This is a genomic window from Candidatus Moraniibacteriota bacterium, assembly GCA_028688415.1.
Lineage (GTDB): Bacteria > Patescibacteriota > Minisyncoccia > Moranbacterales > UBA1568 > UBA1568.
Genome location: JAQTYF010000001.1, coordinates 1 through 19,058, shown reverse-complemented (window position 1 = coordinate 19,058; position 19,058 = coordinate 1). Strand labels below are relative to the sequence as shown.

The window sequence follows — 19,058 nt, the reverse complement described above, 5'->3', positions numbered from 1 at the left end:
TCAAATTGTTACGCTACCAAAAGTTCTTTGAGCGATTCCACCATATCGACAGGCGTCGGATTCTCTCCGTATTCCAGAGCGAGAAAATATGAAGTGAAATCAGCCAAGAGAATACTCGAAAATATCTTGTCAAAAACAGTTTCTCCTACCATATCGACTGTCACCACTTCGACACCCTTCTCACGGAGCAGTCCTGCGGTTATTTCAAAACGTTTCAGAATGCGTGGATGTGCAAGTGTATCACGAAGCATAAAGACAATAAACTTTCCCTGAGGAAGAGTCCATCCTACCATTTCGTTGTGATTCAGTTCTGGAAAAAAATTCCAAAAAGCTGGTGTCTTGGCATTCTCATTGAACTTGATTTTCCACACCATCGCTACGGACTGATATTCTGGTGTAGTATATATCACGGGCGTTTTCCCGATGACCTGTTTGGCAAAATTCTTTCCTTGTTCTTCGATATCGGTGATTCTCGTCTGCATGAGCTCTACCTCCTGCAAAAGCTCTGTAGTCGTATCACGAGTCATTCTCTGATTCACGAGTACCTGAAGCATCGTACTGAAAAAATATCCAGTGCCGACACGAGGCTGAAATCCTGGAAAAGGAATAGGAAGTTTGATATGAGGGACATCATTTGCTTTACACATCTCTTCTATCTTTCCTCCACTCGAAAGTCCGATGCAAGGCAAATTATTCTTGAGAGCTTCTTCAAAAGAAGCAATCGTCTCTTCGGTATTACCAGAATACGAACAAATAAAATTGAGACAATCTTTGAAAGCTTCTCGAGGAAGACTGTATGAACGATTCTGATACACGGCAATGGGAGATTCCTTGGTCGGATCTTTTTTTTCTTGAATGAACGCATTGTCGAGATAGGTACGGAAAATATTACCCGGAAGTGCCGAGCCCCCCATACCAGAAATCATAATAGAAGTAAATGTTCCTGGTATTTTTATATCCTTGGCGAGATCAAATCCTGTCCGAAACTGGAGAGGACTATCAATGATCATCTGACGAAAATTATAGGTGTCGAGAGGATTTAACATAAGAATATTTTTTAATGTTTTTAATTTTCAATTTCTAATTTCTAAACAATTTCCAATGAACCAATTTCGAAATTTTAAAATTCAATCATTGTTTGAAAATTGAAAATTACTTTTTCACCCGATCGGTTTTGATGTACCAATTTTTGACATTACTCAAACGAAAATGAGATGTATCCATCGTGTGTATATCGATACCCTGCACGACACTACTCACGAGATAGAGATAGGTCGGCGAATACAAGAAAATGGCTGGCTTTTCCCGAAGAAGAAGCTCTTGAAACTTTCTGTATTGTTCTTTTTGTTTCTCTCCATCTAATTCTTCGCGAAGCGAGACAAGAACATCATCTACATCTTTGTTATCAAGCAACGCGAGATTGAGTCCTGGGTCACGTTTTTGACTGGAATGCCAGAAAGGATAAGGATCAGAAGCAACCGATGATGCTTCACCGAAAAGAAGGGCGTCATACTGACGAGGACGAATGATATTTTGTTGCAAATCAGCAGTGTTCACAATATTCACCGTCACTCGTGCTCCTATTTGTTCCCATCCTGATTTGAGAATATCTGCTGTTTTCACAAGTTCTGGCCACTCTGGTACAGCGAGACTGAATTCGAGAGCCACACCACCCTTGGAACGAATACCATCCGTACCACGTGTCCAGCCATGCTCATCAAAAAGAGCATTGGCTCTCTCCTGATCAAAAGACGGCAATGCAAAATCAGGAGTATATCCACTCATAAAAGAAAGGAGTGGACCGAAGGCAGGCTGACCCTTGCCCGAGAGCACTTCACGTACAATGGTTTCCCGATCAATAGCATAACTCAAAGCTTCGCGCACTTCATCATTTGCAAGAGGAACACTCGTTGTCGGATTGAAGAAGACAGAAAAAACTCGAGGTGTATTGATATCATAGATGCGAGTACTCTTGCGTGCCTTGAGTTTGGAAATATTTTCAGGGACAAGCGAATTGATACCAAGCACTTCTTTCTTATTGTATGCGTCGATCAGTGTCTGTTCGTCAGGATAGAAATGGAAAACAATTTTCGAAATATACGGTGCGCCATCGAAATATTCCTTCCATGCACGAAGTTCGTACGAAAGAATATTTCCACTTGAATCTTTTTCGGAATTAAAAAAAATGTATGGACCACTACCAACAGGAGCAAGATTATAATCTGCGAGAAAGAAGCTTTCTTGTGCAATGTTTTTCCAGATATGCTTCGGCAATATACCTACGGTCAAGTTATTCAAGAATCGAGAATACGATTTTTGAAGAGTAAACGTTACAGTGTATTTCTCAGGAGCATCGGTCTCTACAGACAACCAATTTGATCGGAGAGGACTTTTGTAAGCTGGATTCTGAATCGATCGAATAGTATAGACAACATCATCGGCTGTGAGCTCTTCGCCGTCATGCCATTTGACACCCTGACGGATATGTATCGTGTATACTTTTCCATCAGAAGAAACGGAATAATCTTCCGCCAAACGATTGATCAGATTCCCATCAGCATCGTATGAAAACAGTCCGCTATAGATCAATTCTACGAGATCAGCATCAGCATCACTCGTCTGAGAAAGGATAGGATTGATATAACGTGGTTGAGCCACAATCCCCTCAGTGTATTCACCGCCTGCTTGCGGGACAGTAACTGTCGACACGACATACAGTGCACCAAGCCAAAAAACAAGCGCTGTAACACTCGTTACAATAAAAAAGGAAATAATAATTTTATCTCTCATTCTCAAAGCCTGGAACAGACGTGCCCATTTGAGTCTCTTTAAGATGAGGATGGATTCAAAGATACGAATACGCGTATATTAAGAATGAAGTGGGAGCCAGACATTGAGAATGGCAAGTGCGAAAAAAATAATCGCCAAAACGACTGTCGCGTAAATAAGGAATTTTTCCATACCTCTTTTGGTATAATATCCACCAAAATCACCCCCAAAAGTACTCCCGAGACCAGAGCCTCGATTCTGAAGAAGGATAGAGAGGGTAAGCAAAATGGCGACCACGGCCTGCACGATAAGGAAACTTCTCATAAGATTGATAAGAAATAAAGATATTCTATCAGTGATAGAATAGAGGGAATGCTTTTTTTAAGCCTTTTTATTGTAGCAAGAAAGGAGATATTCGTCAAACGCACTCTGCGCAGATATATACATCATCATACGATTTTCTCCGATTCTTTATCACTCTCCTGACAGGTATTATGCTTCTCTTTCGACAATCATATGCTCGTCGAGCACACTCTTCTCGAGAGAAATATGAAGATCGGTATTCTCTCGACGTTTCTGATAAATATTAAGAAGCAGTCCAAGGGCCAAAAGAGTGGTAACAAGAGAGCTTCCGCCATAGCTCACGAGTGGGGCAGGTAATCCGGTCACTGGAAGCAAGCCAATATTCATACCGATATTGATCACAATCTGCACAAAGAGCATCACCAGCACTCCAACAGCGATCAAATAACCAAAATTATCACTCGCCATATCGCCAATACGCTTGATACGGTATAAAAGTACAAGATACAAACTTATTACAAAAAATGAACCAATAAGTCCGAGCTCTTCGGCAATAACAGCGAAAATGAAGTCCGTGTGTTTCTCGGGAAGGAAGTTGAGCTGAGACTGCGACCCATGACCAATACCCTTGCCAAACAATCCTCCCGAACCAACAGCAACGATAGACTGAAGAACGTTGTATCCACTCCCCTTGGGATCGGATTCTGGATGAATGAAGTTGTTGATACGGTCCTTCTGATAATCCGCGAGCGCGAACCAGCTTCCTCCAATAAGCATCATCCCGAGAACAAAGAGTACGATAAGATGTTTCATTCTGAGTCCTGATGAAAGAATCATTCCTATCCATATACTCGCGAGTACAATACTTGATCCGAGATCCGGTTGTTTCAAAACAAGGAAAATAAGAATGGCCGATAAAACAAGAGAAGCAATCACTCTCGCCCATTCACCGAGCTCCGACTTCTTCTTGGAAATAAAACTCGCGAGAAAAATGATCAGCGTAATTTTGGAAAACTCAACCGGCTGTACCTGAAATATACCGAAAGAAATCCATCCTGCTGTTCCGCGAACCGTCGTACCCAGTATCAAGACGCTGGATAAGACAAAAAGAGTTCCGAAATAGAAGAGCGTACTATATTTCTGTATATGTCGATAATCAAAGAAGGCTACGAAAGACAGTACTGAGAATCCTATGACAGAAAATATCAACTGTTTGGTAAAATAATCTGCATCTGAAGTCACGGAAAGACTATAGAGCGTGAGCAAACTGACGGCTACAAGAAGAAGCGTCACCGCAATCAACACAAAGTCAAACTTGGAAAATAGTCGAAGCACAAAAAAATGTGATTATCTCTTGGATGGGATAAAATCTTGAGACGCTCCTTCTCGGAGATATTGTTTGATGAAATTCAGAGAATGATAAGCATCGACATCAACAACCATCTCGATATCTTCCACGCGTCCTGGGAAAGCAGTCGGCCAGACGAGACGGAAATCACGATTCTCTCGAGAAAGCATCGTGTTCATTTCGGTTGAATTGACGGCAAGTGGTTTGCCAAAAACATCACGCAAAATAACCTGTACGATCAGTGATTGGAAGTCATAAGAACTTTCATTGGAGACAAGTCCCGTCGCTTCGCTGAATACTGCACTCGAAGAAACTTCATTGTATTCTTTACGATAGATATTCACGGCTGGTTTTTCTTGATATCCAGAGAATCGTTCCCAGACAATATCATTCATTTCAAGAGACACAGCAACAGGTATCCCTCGTGTTTCCAGATTGAATACCAAAAGATATTTATTTTCCAGAGGCAAAGTATTTGCTGTGCCAGTACGTGAAGCGAGTACTATTCCTGTAGCGTCAAGAAGCGAAGCGGTATAAGAAAATGAAACTGCACCTATCTCTCCATTGGGATTGAAAACTTTAGCAAGAATATCATAAGTATTTTCTCGGCTTTTCATAAAGGATTGTTCTTTTATCTGAAGCGCTGTCCCAATCACGATTTCTTTGCATGCGACAGAGCAGACTCCGCTACAGTCTATTCCCTGTTCGTTCTGATTTTTCTTACCATCAAAACAGGTCTCTGGGGCTTTGATAAAAGCAAAATAGACAACAGTGAACAGAAGTGAGAAAAGGAAAATATAAATCATGGCTACAAAAAATTGTTTCGTCTTTCGAGACATAAGTGTAAAAAATGATTATTCATATCACCTTCATCGGTGAAATATTGACTCTATTATAGCACACTTCTCTCTGTCATTCCCGTCCTCCAGTTGGCGGATAAACATCCGGCGGGAATCTAGAAAGGCAATATCTTTATTACTACAAGACCTAGATTCCCGCCTTCGCGAGAATGACAATTCAATAGTTTTTTATTTCAAAAATAAACAAAAAAACAACCTTGTTCAGGCTATATTTTATAAAAAATCTAGATTATTTCTCTCTCTTTTTCTTTAGCATTTCCTCTGTATCAGTAGCTTTAAGAACTCTGTTGATAATCGATTGCATATTCTCTGATTTCTTTGCATCAGAATCGGTGTTTTTTCGTTCAATTTCCTTAATAACAGGATGTTCATCAGGAAGGCTTGATATCAAAGTTCCATTCTGAGTTTCATACAAAGCAGATCCCTTTAGATATGCCTTCATAGAGACCAAATGATCATCTATTTTTTTCTCTTCATTCCGAATACGTCTTATTTTATTTAATAAGTTTTTCATATCTATATCTAACATTTCCTTCTGTGTCTTCAAGGACAACAATGTAGCCTCTGTATCCTTAATCTCATTTTTTATACTCTTAATATTTTCCTTTACACCAGTCTTCTTACTCTCTGCGTTTGAAATAATTTCTTCTTGAACAGATTTATCGGATACTCTTGAAAGCATTTTTTGTGCTTCTGGAGTATCTTCAGTATTACTTACTTTTTTCAATGACTTGTCGTTCTTATTGAAGAATTCAAATGACATAAAAATTTTTTACTAAAAGAATAATAAACTATGCAGTTCATAACCCTATTTTACCCCCCTAGAATAAGTCAAGACAAACAAAAAAACAACCTTGTTCAGGCTGTATTTGTAATTTTTGAAAGATTTGAAGAGGAATGTTCCCGGCACTGTCCTACTCTTGCCACTGAAGGCTACCATCGGTGCTGATGCTTCCAGCCCAAGGCTGGTCCGCCTCGGGCGGAAACTGCACCATTTTTACATTATTTTTTGAGTTCAGAGTACCCGGCACTGTCCTACTCTTGCCACTGAAGGCTACCATCGGTGCTGAAGTGCTTAACTGCTGAGTTCGGTATGGGATCAGGTGTTTCCACTTCGCTAGAAGCACCGGATACTCTGCTCTCAAAAACGTATGGGAAATTCCCCTGCCCGCAATGCTACGCATAGCGTTGCAGGCGGGCCTCCAAATTGTCTGTCTAATATATAATGTTGTGTCCCCATTTAACAAGCACTCTTCACTGCTAACCGTAACTCATATTACTCTCTTGCGAGAATAAAACAAGGTTAGAAAAAAGAAAGTTGAATAAATTTATTAGTACTGCTTGACTGAATCCCTCTCGGGACTTACATCTGCAGCCTATCAACCTAGTAATCTTCTAGGAAATTTTGTATCAGTAAACTGATACTGTTGCCTTATCTTGAGCTTGGCTTCCCGCTTAGATGCTTTCAGCGGTTATCCTACCCGAACGTAGCTACTCTGCGATGCTCCTGGCGGAACAGCAGATACACCAGAGGTTCGTTCTTTCCGGTCCTCTCGTACTAGGAAAGAGTTCTCTCAAGCAACACACGCCTACAGCAGATAGGAAACCAACCTGTCTCACGACGGTTTGAACCCAGCTCACGTACCACTTTAATTGGCGAACAGCCAAACCCTTGGGAGCTTCTCCACCCCCAGGATGTGATGAGCCGACATCGAGGTGCCAAACCTTGCCGTCGATATGGACTCTTGGGCAAGATCAGCCTGTTATCCCCAGGGTAACTTTTATCTGATGATCTTCCACACTCCTACGAGTAATGGTCGGTTCACTAAATTCTACTTTCGTAACTGATCGACTGATCGGTCTTTCAGTAAAGCTCTCTTATGCTTTTGCGCTATCGGTCCGATTTCCATCCGGACCTAGAGAACCTTTGTAAACGCCTCCGTTGCACTTTAGGAGGCGACCGCCCCAGTCAAACTACCCACCAGGCACTGTCCCCCGACCAGATAATGGCCGCGGGTTAGAATTAAAATCTCTGCAGAGTGGTATTCCAGTGATGACTCCACACCCCCCAGAAGGGGTGCTTCATAGTCTCCCACCTATGCTCGGCAACAAAAACTTTAATTCAATACCAAGTTATAGTAAAGCTCCATGGGGTCTTTTCGTCTAGCTGTAGGTCGACGGCATCTTTACCGTCATTGCAATTTCACCGGGATGTTCGTTGAGACAGTTTCCAAGTCATTACACCTTTCATGCGCGTCAGAACTTCATTTATATTATCTTCTCACGTTTTCACGCTTCATTAGACTATATCTTCATCTTATCCAGAACACGTAGGAGTTCTGCTTCTGGATATTTCCTTTTTCCCGATCCATTCATTTGATAGGCCAGATGAATAATCTGTTTCAAATGCTCTGGATTGAGATGTTTTGCAGTAGATATCTCTTTGCATATATCACGAAAAATTTTGAAATCTTTCGCTTTATCTGATTGAAGAGGGAATTTTTCAAAGTGCGGAATAATTTTCCGCATAAGCTCACTTATATCTCGTGTTTCATACTTATAGCAATTATCACGTGATGAAAAGCGTATACTTCCGCATTTGAAAAACTGTTCTATTTCTTGTAACAGTTTCAAACTGCGCTTATTCTGTCCGATCGAAAAACTCGGTCGAACTTCTATTCCTGTTTTCAATTTTGCGCGAAGAGTAAAAGATACACTAAAGCATCCTTCACCATCTACAAAACCGGAAATGTAAGAAGCAAGATCCATATGTTTCTTTTGGGTTAGATAAGAGCCGGCGTGTTGCCTCCGCGCAATAGGCGGGGGCCTCTGCTTTCGCATCAGTCGTTACGGGGTCACCCTTTGATTCTTCTCAGGGGACTTCCCACGGTATTACCATAATCAGCCGATTGGCAGATGTTAGGCTTCACCGTTATAAGCCGGGTTACTTATACCATGTTACCACGATATTCAGGCAATTCTGACAATTTACCTGACAAGGAATTTCGCTTTTCGCTCCTTTTTGGCGAAGGACTCTATCTTCATCCTATATTTCACTATAGGAGCATGGCATATAGTCTCTGAGGATTTTCTTTATCCTTATATAAAAGAATAAAGAATCTTTCCTGCTGATTGTCTGCAAAGCAGATTTCCAGCATATGGCCATGTATTTTTTAGGACCTGTTCTCTATTACTAGAGAACGAAGCAGCTCTTCTATCTCTTTATCACACTTCCTACAATCGTCCCAGTCCTTTCGAAACTCTCTTGCGAGCGTTCCGAAACCTTAGGACGATTATAGTTATCGCCGACGTTCACTGGCGCTTCGGGGATTGGCTTGCACCGCTCCCGTTAACGTTCCAGCACTGGTCAGGTGTCAGCCCCTATACTTCCCCTTGCGGGTTTGCAGAGACCTGTGTTTTTGATAAACAGTTGCTTGGAAAACTTTTGCTGCGGCCAACCTAACGGTTGGCAAGGCATATTGCGAACTTACGCCTAGCTTTTTTGCCGAGTTCCTTAACGAATTCTCTCCCGTTCATCTTAGGCTACTCGCCCTGTCCACCTGTGTCGGTTTGCGGTACGGATACGTGTATACGAACCTTAGAAGATTTTCCTGGCACCCCGCTCCCTTTTCTTCATCTTACCGTAGTAAGACTTCGTCATTCTCCTTGGAATAGTGTTATACGGATTTGCCTGTATAACTTCCTCGAAGACCAAACCCCAATCCAATAAGGGGCAAAAGGTACAGAGATGCGTCTCTCCTTCGAATATACACATAGTTCAGGAATATTAACCTGATGTCCATCGACTACGCTTTTCAGCCTGGCCTTAGGACCGACTAACCCTGGGATGATCACCATGGCCCAGGAAACCTCGGACTTTCGATGTGAGGGGCTCTCACCCTCATTGCGGTTACTCGTTCCAACATTCTCACTTCCATACGCTCCACAGTCGGTCACCCTTCTGCTTCAGTGCATATGGAACGCTCTCTTACCACTGTATCTTGCGATACAGTCCGTAGCTTCGGTATTGTATTTTAGCCCCGTTACATTGTCGGCGCGAAGACTCTAGATTAGTGAGCTATTACGCACTCTTTAAAGGATTGCTGCTTCTAAGCCAACCTCCTAAGTGTCTGAGAGTCTTCACTTCCTTTCCCACTTAATACAAATTTTGGGACCTTAGCTGACGATCTGGGCTTTTTCCCTTTTGTGCTCCGAGCTTAGCCCCGGAGTACTGACTGCCTTGGTACATACCACAAGTATTCGGAGTTTGGTTGAAAATCCTACCGTAAACGGCGAATTCTCATCCAGTAGCTCTACCCCTCGGGTACAATTTACAAGACGCTAGCCCTCAAGCTATTTCAGAGAGAACCAGCTATTGCCAAACTCGATTGGAATTTCTCCCCTACACACAAGTCATCCCCTTGAGTTGCACAGCAAGTGGGTGCGGACCTCCACGTCGTTTTACCGACGCTTCATCCTGCTCATATGTAGCTCGTCTGGCTTCGGGTCTAGTCCACGCGACTTTGGAGCATACACTAAAAATCCATTTTCTGCTGCGAAAGAAAAATCTCGGCTGCAAATCTTTCAGTGTTCCTCATCGTAGCCATTCTTTTGCTACGCTTCAAAACCCTTCAAAATTTTCGCTCGATATTTTTCTCTCTCGCAACGAAAGAGATTCTTAGTGTATGCTCCGTTTCGCCCTATTCAGGCTCGCTTTCACTGTGTCTCCGGAATTCGTCATCCCTTAGACAGCCGCGTAAAACTAACTCGTTGGATCGTGCTGCAAAAAGCACGCCGTCACCCTGATTGAACAAGGCTCCGACTCTTCGTTAGCATGGAGTTTCAGTTCTATTTCATCTCCCTTATCGGGATGCTTTTCACCTTTCCCTCACGGTACTAGTTCACTATCGATCTGAAGCAATGTTTAGCCTTGGAAGTTAGTGCTCCCAGATTCAAACGGGGTTTCTCCGGCCCCGCCCTACTTAGGTATCTCTACATCGTGGTATTTCTCTTTTCACATACGGGACTATTACCCTCTTTGGTTGTTCTTTCCAGAACATTTTACTAAAAGAAATACGACGACCCCGATCAATCGAGTCTAGAGACCCTGCAACCCCACACGAGCAAGCTCGGTGGTTTAGGCTGTTCCGCGTTCGCTCGCCACTACTTACGGAATCTTTATTAATTTCTTTTCCTCCTGGTACTAAGATGTTTCAATTCCCAGGGTTTGCTACCGTACCCTATGTATTCAGATACGGTTTCTCACTAAAAAGTGAGAGAGTTGCCTCATTCGGAAATCCTCGGATCAAAGCTTGGTTGACAGCTCCCCGGGGCTTATCGCAGCCTCCTACGTCCTTCATCGCTTGCTTCAGTCAAGGCATCCACACCATGCGTTAAGTAACCTTCTTTTTTCTCTTGTCCGCAAACGCTCTAATCGAAATTAAAGACGCTCACGGACAATCGGTTAACAGTGAAGAATGTTTGCGCATTCGACGCACTGTTTTGATTGATTGCTTGCCCCGCAAAACTGCACAGCAGTCGCGGGACTTCGCCACGAGATTCGTAAAACGAATTTTTCGTGGCTTGACCTTTACTTGGCACTTTGGATAAAAATGCACAAGTATACATACATATTTAGACTATCTCAAAAAAATCGGATTACTTTCCGCTGCCAGGTAATCGGTGACCCTTTTGAAAAAGACATAAATTGTTAAGGCACTTCTGCGGAAATGTGTATCACTCTTCATATATCAAAGAAGTATATGGGAGAAACACACATTTCTTCAGAACTGGTTGACAAAAAACGAGAGAGAAAATCTTGGAGAAAAGAAAAAAGTACTCCGTAGCACTTTTCTTATTCGTACTGTTCATACTACAGAGTATCTCAAACCTTGTCAAGTCCCCTGTCTTCGCGAAAAAAGACCTCTTTTCCTCATCACGTTTCAATGGTTTTTCCTGAGCCATTTGAAAGCATTTTTCCGGGAGAACAGACGACTTTTTCTCCCGGAAATTGGCTCGTGTTTTTTCTATGGTGCTGGTGTCGGGAGAGGTGCTCCGACAGGGAGAGATGTCTCGGGCGTCACTGGTGTTTCGAGCGTCGGAGTCTGTGGGGTCGAGACAGGAGCAGTCTCCGTCTCAGAAACAGCGCTCGTCGATCCTTGTTTGATATTTCCTGTACCACTTCGTACATTGTCGATCAGTGTCTGTACCTGTTCTCGTGTCTTGATGACAGTATCTGAGTCATCTTTCGAGAGAAATCCGAGGATTTTTTTGTATTCTTCGATGGCGTCGTTTTTCTGTTCCATACTCTCATAGAGGAGTCCGAGACTGAGACGAACATCAATCAATTTTTCATTGACAGACAAGATGTCCTGGAACATTTTTTCTGCACGCTTTTGATCACCATCCTGATCTCGTACCTGATAGAGTACACCAAGATTGTATCCGTAATTGAGATTTTTGTTATCAAAGGCGAGTGCTTGTTGTGCCTTCTCCACTGCTTGATCGAAGTTTTTCAGACGAGAAAAGACGAGAGCGAGATTGTAATACGCTGGTGCGAGATCTTTTTTCTGATTAATTGCTTTCTGAAAGAGGTCTCTCGATTCTTTGTAGAGGTTCTCACGCTCTGCACCTTCTTCTTTGCCGTCAGCCTGGAGTTTTTTGATCTGTCCAAGCTTCACAGAATAGAGAGGATTCTCTGGCTCGAGTTCGAGTGCACGAGCATAGAGATCGGTTGCCGTCGTCAGTGCATTGGTTGCATAGAGACTGGCATTCTCGTAGATGAGTCCGAGCGACTCTATCTGTTGAACATCGTTTGGCATCAATTTTTTTCCTTGTTCTCCTATCGATACGGACTGATTGACATACGTTGCAATCGTATCTATATTTCTCTCTTTCTCAGCTTTGCCAGCTTCTACGTTGGCTAGTGCCATATATTCCTGAGCGAGACGCATATAGTAGCGACCCTCCTGTGGATACATCTGAATCGCACTTCCGAGTGATCGAGCAGAGTCATCACTTGGAGCCGAGACAGAAGCACGGACTGCTTGTCCAGCATTCATATCTGCGACAAAAACTTTTCCGATAAAGACGAAGAGAAATGCGACACCTGCCGACACCACCATAAAAATGAATGCGAGAGCGAGAGCAAACTTGGGTGATGCTTTGAGAGAGAGCTGGAGGTATCGTTCTTCAGACTGGCTCTCCCATAGTACTGTCCCGAGAGCGAGCGTCGACAAGAGTGCGCCAATGAGGAGAATAGGTCCATTCACTGCAGAAACAAAACTCGCGAGAAAGAGCATTGTCACAACGGACCAGAGTCCGAGAGAATAGATTTTGTTACGATTCTTCTCATACGACAAAAGATAGAATCCGACAGAGACAAAAGAAAGCCAGAGAATCAAGAACAATACCGTTCCGATAATGCCGATCGTTGCCAACGCCTCATAGAACAGCCCTGTTCCTTGATAGAAACGCAGAGTGTACAGTGAATTGAGATTGTATGCCTCAGAACGAAACATGGAAAAAGCATGGCCATAGTTGGCAGGGCCGACACCGAAAAAGAAATTTTCCTTCAAAGTATCTCGAGCAATCTGCCAGGAGAGCGTTGTGTTTGGAGTCGCTTCGATAGGAAGTGTCGTTCGTACGAGTCCAGAACCATAGTCTCCAATCATGAGAAATATCAGAACAGCAACAAACACAATCATCGGGAGCAAGACCCATTGCTCTTTCGGTCGTATGATTTGTGCGAGGATGTACACAAGGAAGAAGCTCAGTCCCCCAAGAACAACAATCCACGAAACAAACGGGTAAAGCGCGAGAAGGAGAAAAAGTGTGAGCGCGAGAACAGAAAGGAGGAGTCCTGTGATAATGCGACGTTGTTTCTTTTTTATTCCCTGATTTTGTTGGATAACAAAGAGAGCGGTAAGAAACATCGGTACAAGGAGGGCAAGCATGATTCCGAGTCCTGATATTGTCCCAAGCAGACTCATCGGCACATACTGTTCCCAAGCGACTGGCAGAAATGACCAATCCATAAGTACGATCGTACTCCAAATCACAAGGAGAGCACCAGAAAGGATGAACGACCAAAACATAAGAAGAAATCGTCTCGCTGAAAAATGACTGAGAAGGAGATAGTATGCCAAGATGAGGGCCGTGATAGAAATCACTCCTCGAGATGGATCACCAAAAAATCCCCAGAAACTATGCCAACGATCGACAGAGAAAAAAGCAGTGACGACAGAGAAGAGCCAGAACAACAAAATCGGAATATCGAGAGGTGTACGTCTGATGCGGAGTTCTCCAGTCACGACACCCTTGGATGACCATGCGACGATACCTATCAGTAACCAGAAATAAAAATATATCTGTTTCTCAAAAGCGATTCCCTGAAATGTCATCCCTGTAAAAAAAAGCGGGAGACCGAAGAAAAGAGCGACAAGAGCGACGGAAATCACTTTGTCGAACCAGATTTCTTTTTGTGATGACGATTGTTCCGATCCTCCGGTACCGACAGATGAGAGTGGTACACCTGACGAAGCAGTATTTTTCTCATGAGCAGAATATGTATTGCTCCCAAAACGCGCGAACGATGATTTCTCTGATTGCATAGAATCTCTGGTTAAAGGATAATCTCACAAAAAATATATGTCTATTATAGAGAAAATCTAAAATAAAAGCAAAAAATCCGTTTCTAGTCATCGATGACTCTCTCAAAAACACAAAGTACGTCATAATCTCTCTTTAGCGGAGCTTGACGGTGCCACGGAGATTGACAGTGCCACGCGTCTTTGCAGGGTCAGAGGAAGTTTTGACAGCAACTTCGGTAGTGTACATATAGACACGGCCAGTATACGTAGCATACATTGTAGCACCGACAACGAGGTCAGTCTTGCCATCACTATTGAAGTCGCTGGAGGCGAGAGAATAACCAAAATAATTGCTATTCGCTTCACCAGTGATTATTGTATCCGCAGTCGCAGCGGTTGCCTGGTACGATCCATCGTTATAAAAAGTATAGACACGACCTGTACCCATAGTATTGTTATAATACATACCACCAACAGCAAGATCAGTACGTCCATCGACGTTGAAATCACCTGAAACGAGAGAATTACCAAACAAAGTTCTGGTCGCTTCACCGGTGATAATGACATCAGCAGTGGCAGCAGTGGTCGGGATTGAGCCATCGTTGTAGAGAATGTAGGCACGACCAAGGGAGTTCGAATAATATGGAGCACCCACGGCGAGGTCAACACGACCATCGGCGTTGAAATCACCGGGGACAAGAGAAAAACCAAATCTAGAATCTGTTCCCACTGATTCACCCACGATTATCGTATCTGCGGAATTGACTGAAGCGGGATATGCGCCATCGTTATAAAAAATAGCGACACGCCCTACCCACACGCTTACAGTATAAAGAGGGTCACCGACAGCCAAATCGGTACGACCATCGGCATTGAAATCACCGGATGTGAGAGAGAAACCAAAACCATCGAAATATCCCGTAATAACAGCATCTGCAGTAGCACTCGTCGTCGGAATACTCCCATCGTTATAGAAAATATACACTGCCTTATTATTGTTATTATAATCATAATCTGAAATTGCAATATCGATCCGGCCATCGGCATTGAAATCACCTGCGGAAAATTTACTCCCAAAATAAGCACCACCAGTGATGATAATATCAGCAGTCGCGGCAGTCGTCGAAATAGATCCATCATTGTAGAAAATGTAGGCACGGCCTTGGTTCGAATTATACCCTGTAGCGCCCGTCACAAGATCGATCCGACCATCACTATTTAGATCCGCTGCAGTGAGAGCTCCACCAAAATAGTTGTTCGTTGCTTCGCCAGTGATGATGATATCGGCGGTGGCGGCAGTAGATGGGATAGCACCATCCTGGTAAAATATGTAGATTCGACCAGTATTCGTCGAGTAACCATTTGCTCCAACAGCGAGGTCAATTCGGCCATCAGCATTGAAATCACCTGCGGTCATCGCAGTGCCAAAACTATTATTCGTTGCTTCGCCAGTGATGATTTGATCGTTCCAGGTATACAAATAGACACGACCTTTACTCGAAGAATACCCATATGCCCCAACTATCAAATCTGTTTTCCCATCATTATTGAAATCACCGGAGACGAGAGAATAGCCAAAATAATCCGATGTTGTTTCTCCTGTGAGGATGACATCAGCCGTGGCAGCAGTCGTCGGAATGGATCCATCATTATAGAAAATGTAAGTACGCCCCACAGAAGAAACTGTAGCACTAGCGACGAGGTCGATGCGACCATCATTGTTGAAATCACCAGCAACCAGTGCAAAGCCAAGCATACTGCTTCCTTCACCAGAAATTATAACATCGGCTGTCCCGACAGTTGTAGGAATAGAACCATCATTATAGAAGATATATACTGCACCATTTCCAGACCCAGTACCAAGAGCTAGATCGGTGCGGCCATCGGCATTAAAGTCTCCTGCTATCATTCCACTCAAAGGGGATCCTGTAATAGTAATGTCAGCTGTGGTATAAGTAGCCGGATATGCACCATCATTGTGAAAAATATATACCCAAGAATTAAACGTCCCAATAGCGATATCTGTCTTCCCATCAGCATTGAAGTCGCCAACAATAAGACCATACGCACCAAAGTTAGTTCCGCCCGTGATAGCGACATCGGCTGTAGTAGCAGTAATTGGATATGAACCATCATTGTAGAATATATATATATTATTAACACATCCAACAATAATGTCTGTTTTCCCATCAGAATCAAGATCCCCCGCGGCCAATGAAGACCCAAAACGACTACCATTAGCACCAGTAATCACGACATCGGCATTCGTAGCAGAAGTAGAGAGAGATCCGGTATTATAAAAAAGATAAACACGACCCTGATAAGAATTATACCCAAAAGCTCCAACAACGAGATCTATCTTGCCATCGGCATTGAAATCGCCTGAGGCGAAAGCAGAACCGAACGAGCTACTAGACTCACCGCTGATCTGCATTTCTTGACCAGAACCAGAGACATTAGTACGGAGAGATTGTCCAGGTGGGAGGGAGTGTATCTTCCATGAATAATTCTCCTCTGTCTGATAGAAATAGACACGGCCGGTATTCGTCGAATAGCCATAGGCTCCAACAGCGAGATCGGTCCGTCCATCAGTATTCCAGTCCCCTGTAGAGAGAGAAGTGCCAAAAGAGTTGTTTGTGGTTTCACCCGTGATAATACTATCAGCAGTGGCAGCCGTCGTCGGAAGAGTACCATCGTTGTAAAAAAAATAGACACGGCCGGTATTCGTCGAATAGCCCAATGCTCCTACTGCGAGATCGACCCGTCCATCACTGTTCCAGTCACCTATAGCGAGAGATATTCCGAAAAAGTTGCTCATGGCTTCACCTATGAGAGTGATATCAGCAGTATCTTCTGTAGTAGGGTAAGCACCGTCATTGTAGAAAACATACACACGACCCGCACTGCCACCATAACCATTCGCTCCCACAATGAGGTCTCTTCGACCATCAGCATTCAGATCACCCACCTCCAATGCAGACCCAAATGAGCTCGCCATGTCGTTAGCAATAATAGCATCAGCAGTAACAGCTGTAATCGGAATAGATCCATCGTTATAAAAAAGATGAATATACCCCCAACCCCCACCATTATGAGAACCAACAACAAGATCGGTTGTCCCATCAGCATCAAGGTCTCCTGCTGCTAAACTCGCTGCAAAATATATATACGCTGTCGCGCTTCCATTAATAATCATATCGGCATTCGAGGCAAGACAAACAGACGGCGTACCAGAGCAAGTCGTTGTACCGAAATTGTTTGTCCCGTCAGCGTGGAAAATATAGGCGCGGCCGAGATTCGAATTGTAACCATAGGCTCCCACAGCAAGGTCTATCGTGCCATCAGCGTTGAAATCCCCTGCGGTCAGAGCGTCTCCGAAATAGTTACTCGCAGCTTCTCCTGTGATAATCACATCGGCTCCGCTGGCATTCTCGGTGATGATAGAACCATTGTAGAAAATATAGACACGACCGGTATTCGTCGAATAGCCATAGGCACTGACAACCAAATCCACTTTTCCGTCATTATTGAGGTCTCCTACCGTAAAATCAGAACCAAAGAGATCACTCACTGTCTCACCCGTGATAATCACATCAGCACTGGCAGATGTCGTCGTTCTATAAATACCCGTGTTGTAGAAGACGTAGACACGACCAGTATTCGTCGAATAGCCATACGCGCTGACAGCGAGGTCGAGACGGCCATCGGCATTGAAATCCCCTGAGACCATCGCATTGCCAAATCGATCACCACTCACTGTACCAGAGATATTCTGATTGGTATTCACCTGTCCGTTCTGCGAATAGAAGACATACACTCGACCAGTGCTCGAAGCATACGCATACGCTCCGATAGCGAGATCCATTTTACCATCGCTATTCCAGTCAGCTACTGAAAGAGATACTCCAAAGAAATTGTTCGCTATCTCTGTCGTAATGATCACATCGGCATTGGCAGCGCTGGTAGGATACGAACCATCGTTGTAGAAAATATATGCCTGCTCACTCGGAGTTCCCCAATAATCCGTGCAAGCTATAATATCTGTTCTTCCATCAGCATTCATATCTCCAGCAACCATCGTAGTGCCGAAATAGTTTGTAGTAGTCGCTCCTGTAATGATGACATCGGCATTTGTAGCAGAACAAATTACAGGCGTACCTGAACACGTAGCGGTACCAAAGTTGCTCGTACCATCAGCATAAAAGATATAAACGCGCCCTCTCCCAGAAGATGCTGTACTCCCACCAACAGCTATATCGGTCGTACCATCAGCATTGAAGTCGCCTGAGGTGATAGCAAGACCAAAAAACCCTTCACCTCCACTGAGGATAACATCGGCAGCACTGGCATTTTCTGTAGTAATAGCGCCACTATAAAAAATATATACTCGGCCAGCATCAGTAGTATCATACTTATATGCGCCAACAGCCAAATCAGTTTTTCCGTCAGCATTGAAATCACCAATACCCAAAGTACCAAAATTATCATTAGCGGTTTCGCCGGTAATGATAGCGTCAGCGTCGGTAGCGAGACATCCTGTCGTACAAACAACTGTTCCCAGACTCGTTCCATCATTGTAGAAAATATATGCTCGACCGGTAGAACTCCCATAACCAGGAGCACTCACGATCAAATCCATACGACCATCGGCATTCAAGTCACCAGTAGCAATTCTTCTTCCAAAGTTATTGCTCGCACCTTCACCAGTAATAAGCACATCAGCAGTAGCAGAAGTCGTCGGATAAGAACCATCATTATAGAAAATTTTCACCGCACCAACATTTGCAGCTGCATATAAATCTGTGCCAACGATAAGGTCTGTTCGACCATCACTATTCATATCTCCTGCTACAAGAGTGGTTCCAAAACTTTCCCACGAACCAGTACCGGAAATCACCACATCTGCAGTGGCAGCAGTATTCGTACGGACATTGTAGAAAAGATACACTCGACCGGTACCATTGTTCCAAGCATGTGCCCCCACAGCGAAATCCATCTTCCCATCGGAGTTGAAGTCTCCTGCTGTCATAGTAGCTCCGAAACTACTACTTACACCTACTTCCCCTGTAATCACACTTCCTGAGTTTGATTGACCAGGAGCGGTGAATGACAGCGTCGGATCGAGAGCGAGTGGATAGGCATTTCTGTCTGCGGTGAATTTTACAGAAAGAGTCTGTTTTTCTTCAT

Annotated in this window: 8 protein-coding genes and 2 rRNA genes; all 10 read right to left on the bottom strand. The window is 43.7% G+C overall.

Annotation, left to right across the window (positions count from 1 at the left end):
- Positions 1–8: 8 nt before the first annotated feature.
- Positions 9–1,046 (bottom strand): bifunctional phosphoglucose/phosphomannose isomerase, encoded by a 1,038-nt coding sequence (locus PHH40_00050; GenBank protein ID MDD2766143.1) that lies wholly within the window; start codon positions 1,044–1,046, stop codon positions 9–11.
- Positions 1,047–1,152: 106 nt separating this feature from the next.
- A complete protein-coding gene (locus tag PHH40_00045) occupies positions 1,153–2,790 on the bottom strand; it encodes an ABC transporter substrate-binding protein (GenBank protein MDD2766142.1) in 1,638 nt (545 codons plus the stop codon).
- A 78-nt stretch (positions 2,791–2,868) separates the two neighbouring features.
- A complete protein-coding gene (secG, locus tag PHH40_00040) occupies positions 2,869–3,093 on the bottom strand; it encodes a preprotein translocase subunit SecG (protein MDD2766141.1) in 225 nt (74 codons plus the stop codon).
- A 168-nt stretch (positions 3,094–3,261) separates the two neighbouring features.
- Positions 3,262–4,407 (bottom strand): rod shape-determining protein RodA, encoded by a 1,146-nt coding sequence (gene rodA, locus PHH40_00035; protein MDD2766140.1) that lies wholly within the window; start codon positions 4,405–4,407, stop codon positions 3,262–3,264.
- Between the two features lie 12 nt (positions 4,408–4,419).
- Entirely contained in the window at positions 4,420–5,259 is an 840-nt protein-coding gene (locus PHH40_00030; GenBank protein MDD2766139.1) for a hypothetical protein, read from the bottom strand.
- Positions 5,260–5,509: 250 nt separating this feature from the next.
- Positions 5,510–6,043, bottom strand: a complete 534-nt coding sequence (locus PHH40_00025) for a hypothetical protein (GenBank protein MDD2766138.1) — start codon at positions 6,041–6,043, stop codon at positions 5,510–5,512.
- A 259-nt stretch (positions 6,044–6,302) separates the two neighbouring features.
- Positions 6,303–6,411: ribosomal RNA gene (gene rrf / locus PHH40_00020) — 5S ribosomal RNA — on the bottom strand.
- A gap of 178 nt (positions 6,412–6,589) precedes the next feature.
- Positions 6,590–10,688, bottom strand: a 23S ribosomal RNA gene (locus PHH40_00015).
- Between the two features lie 618 nt (positions 10,689–11,306).
- Positions 11,307–13,892 carry a hypothetical protein gene (locus PHH40_00010; protein ID MDD2766137.1) on the bottom strand — a complete coding sequence of 862 codons (2,586 nt, stop codon included), beginning with the start codon at positions 13,890–13,892 and terminating at the stop codon, positions 11,307–11,309.
- A 133-nt stretch (positions 13,893–14,025) separates the two neighbouring features.
- Positions 14,026–19,058, bottom strand: a 5,033-nt coding sequence (locus PHH40_00005) for an FG-GAP-like repeat-containing protein (protein MDD2766136.1), incomplete at its 5' end; no start/stop codon positions are given.